The sequence below is a fragment of the Bradyrhizobium sp. genome, assembly GCF_016462955.1.
Taxonomy (GTDB): Bacteria; Pseudomonadota; Alphaproteobacteria; order Rhizobiales; family Xanthobacteraceae; genus Bradyrhizobium.
In genome coordinates, this window is sequence record NZ_JAEMSD010000284.1 from 5649 (window position 1) to 8858 (window position 3210).

General features: G+C 66.1%; 2 protein-coding genes and 1 pseudogene. 1 reads left to right on the forward strand and 2 read right to left on the reverse strand.

Annotated elements, in window-relative coordinates; genetic code table 11:
- Positions 1 to 193: pseudogene (locus JHD07_RS24840) on the reverse strand (polysaccharide deacetylase); the annotation flags it as partial.
- 131 nt (positions 194 to 324) lie between these two features.
- Between JHD07_RS24840 and JHD07_RS24845 the strand changes: the two are divergent.
- A complete protein-coding gene (locus tag JHD07_RS24845) occupies positions 325 to 1506 on the forward strand; it encodes a GNAT family N-acetyltransferase (RefSeq protein ID WP_291626848.1) in 1182 nt (393 codons plus the stop codon).
- A gap of 142 nt (positions 1507 to 1648) precedes the next feature.
- On the opposite strand, the gene JHD07_RS24850 is transcribed toward JHD07_RS24845, so the two are convergent.
- A partial coding sequence (locus tag JHD07_RS24850) for an exopolysaccharide transport family protein (RefSeq protein WP_291626850.1) occupies positions 1649 to 3210 on the reverse strand: 1562 nt, incomplete at its 5' end.

Below are 3210 nucleotides of genomic sequence, written 5' to 3' on the forward strand. Positions count from 1 at the left end.
CACGAATGGCGCGGTCGAGAAATTGAGGGGTGACCTCGTGCTTTCGCAGCGGCTGAAATCCGCCCCGGCGCCGCGGCCGCACATGTCGAAAGCACAGGATGGCGCCGGCACCGCGGCTGCGCAGCAGAGCCCGGCCAGTGAACCAGGCCAGCTCGAGGCGCAGCCGTTGGAGCCATCTGTCGTCGGAAGCCACAATCCCACCCTTCGCGCTCGCCCGGCGGTCCGTTCCCTCCGCGATCGTCATTACCCTTTGTTGACCTTTGTTTGCAAAGGTCGGCCACAGGCCGAACGACGCATTTTTCGATTTCTCGACAGGTTTCGCGAATGACCATGGCTGCGGCGATGCAAAGCCGGACGGCAGAAGCGCCAGCGCGGTCGAAAGCGAGCCGTATCGCGCAGGTTGATGTCGTCACCGAACTCGCCGAGGCCGAGGTGGTCTGGCGCGCCTTCGAGGCCAACGGCCATCTCTTCACGCCTTACCAGCGTTTCGACCTGCTCGGCCCGTGGCAAAGACAGGTCGGCGCCCGCGAAGGCGCCTTGCCGTTCGTCGTGATCGCCCGCGACGCCGAGCGCCGGCCGCTCCTGCTGCTGCCATTCTCGCTGCGCCAAAGCCGCGGCGTGCGCACGGCCTGCTTCATGGGCGGCAAGCACACGACCTTCAACATGGGTCTGTGGAATGCCGAGTCCGCAGCGCAGGTCACCAGCGCCGATCTCGACGCACTGCTTGCGCCGCTGAGCGAGCATGTCGACGTACTCGTGCTCGGCCAGCAGCCGCTGCGCTGGCACGACCAGCAGAATCCGTTTGCATTGCTGCCGCGACAGAGTTCGATCAACGGCTGTCCACTGCTGGCGCTGGAGCCCGGCGGCCTACCGGAATCGCGGATCAGCAATTCCTTCCGCCGCCGCCTCAAGAGCAAGGAAAAGAAGCTCCAGGCACTCGCAGGCTATCGCTATCACCTGGCCACGACGGACACCGATATCACCCGCCTGCTCGACTGGTTCTTCCGCGTCAAGCCGGCGCGGATGGCCGAGCAGAAATTGCCGAACGTCTTCGCCGAGCCCGGCGTCGAACAGTTCATCCGCAGCGCCTGCCTTGCCCCGCGCGGTGAAGGCCGCGCCATCGACATCCACGCGCTCGAATGCGACTACGAGGTTATCGCGATCTTCGCCGGCGTCGCCGACGGAGAGCGCTTCTCGATGATGTTCAACACCTACACGATGTCCGAGCACGCCCGTTACAGCCCCGGCCTGATCCTGATGCGCTACATCATCGATTGCTACGCCGAACGCGGCTACCGCTCGCTCGACCTCGGCATCGGCACGGACGACTACAAGCGGATGTTCTGCAAGGACGACGAGGAGATCTTCGACAGCTTCGTGCCCCTGACCTCGCGCGGCAAGCTCGCGGCGATGGCGATGTCCTCGCTCAGCCACGGCAAGCGCCTGGTGAAGCAGAACCAGATGCTGTTCGACATGGCCCGACGGCTGCGGCAGGCGTTCGGGTAAAGGACCCTCCGCATACACTGATGTCGTAGGGTGGGCAAAGCGGAGCGTGCCCACGTCTTCTTCGCATCAACAGCAGGTGGTGGGCACGGCGCAAACGCGCCTTTGCCCACCCTACGATTCGAATGTACGGAGAAAGAAGAGCCTACGCTGCCACCACGCGCGGCGTCTCCACGGCATCCGCCGGCTGCACCGGCTTGCTCAGCATCGTCACCTCGCTGAAGCCGACCGCCTTCAACTGCTCGCACATCAGGATGCGCGCCTCCGCTTCCATCGACGCATCGGGCACCACGACGGCGCGGGCATGCGCCGTCAACAGGTCGGCCGGCAGGTCCGAGGCGCTGCCGGCGTCGATCAGCACGTGATCGTAGGCGCGCAGCAGGGCGTCGATCGCAAGCGCCACGCGCGGCGATTGCAGCAGGCTGCGGTCGAAGCCGGGACGGCCGGGCATCACGAGGTGCAGCCGCGACAGCTTGTCCCGGGTGATGATCTGCGCGAACGACGCCTCGCCCTGCATCAGTTCGGCAAGGCCCGGAGCCGACGCATCGACGGACACCGCGGCAATGATCGGCGAGTCTGCTGCGAGATCGACGACGACGACGCGGGCATCGCGCGAAAGGTGCCGGGCGAGCGTGAGGGCCGACAACGTGATGGCGTCGCCGGGCGCGGTGCCGAGCACCGTGACCTTTCGCGCGGCAGCGCCCGCGTCGCGCAGATTGTCGGCCAGACGCTCGATCTCGGCGAACTCGGTGACGTCCATGCCGGTCGGCATCGCAGGCTGCAGCGGCGCGGGCTCCGCCTGGACCGGATCGACGACGGGGTCCAGATCAGGCTGGGCGGCGCGCTGAACCACGATCGGCTCACGGCGCACCGGCGCCTGGGCCGGGCCCATTGCCACTGCCACCCGCGGAGCGGTCTGACGTAGCAGCTCGCCGGTGACGACGACTCCGGACGACAGCAAAAGCGTCGCGATGGTCGCGATCAACACGATCGGCAGCTTCTTCGGATAGGCCGGCGTGTTCGAGGCCATGGCGCGCGAGATGATGCGGCCGTCCGTCGGCGCGGTATCGATGGTTTCGCGGGTATTGGCCTCGCGGTACTTGGCAAGGTACGTTTCCAAAAGGTCGCGTTGCGCCTTGGCCTCGCGCTCCAGCGCGCGGAGCTGGACGTCCTGGCCGTTGGTGGAGGCTGCCTGCTTCTTGAGCTGCTCGAGGCTCGTCATCAGCCCGTCGACCCGGCCGCTCGCGATCCGCGCGTCGCTTTCGAGCGAGCGCGAGATCTTGGCCGCTTCGTCCCGGATCTGATTGTCGAGATCGCCGAGCTGCGCCTTCAGCTCCTTGATCCGCGGATGATTGCCGAGCAGCGTGGACGACTGCTCCGCAAGTTGCGCGCGCAGCGTCACGCGCTGCTCCGACAGCCGCCGCATCAATTCCGAGTTCACGACCTCGGACGCCTCGATCGGCTTGCCGCTCTGGAGCATTTCCTTGATCAACCGCGCCTTGGATTCCGCGTCCGCCTTCATCGAGCGCGCATTGTTGAGCTGGGTGTTGACCTCGCCCATCTGCTGGTTCGAAAGCGTGGTGTTGTTGGTGCCGACGAACAGGCTCGACTTGGAACGGAAGTCCTCGACCCGAGCCTCGGCCTCGGAGACCTTCTTGCGCAAGCTCTCGATCTCGCCGGCCAGCCACTGGCTGGCGTTCTTGGCCT

What these genes read in the sequence shown, in the direction of transcription:
- JHD07_RS24845 (WP_291626848.1), top strand. Translation starts at nt 325, where the DNA reads ATGACCATGGCTGCGGCGATGCAAAGCCGGACGGCAGAAGCGCCAGCG.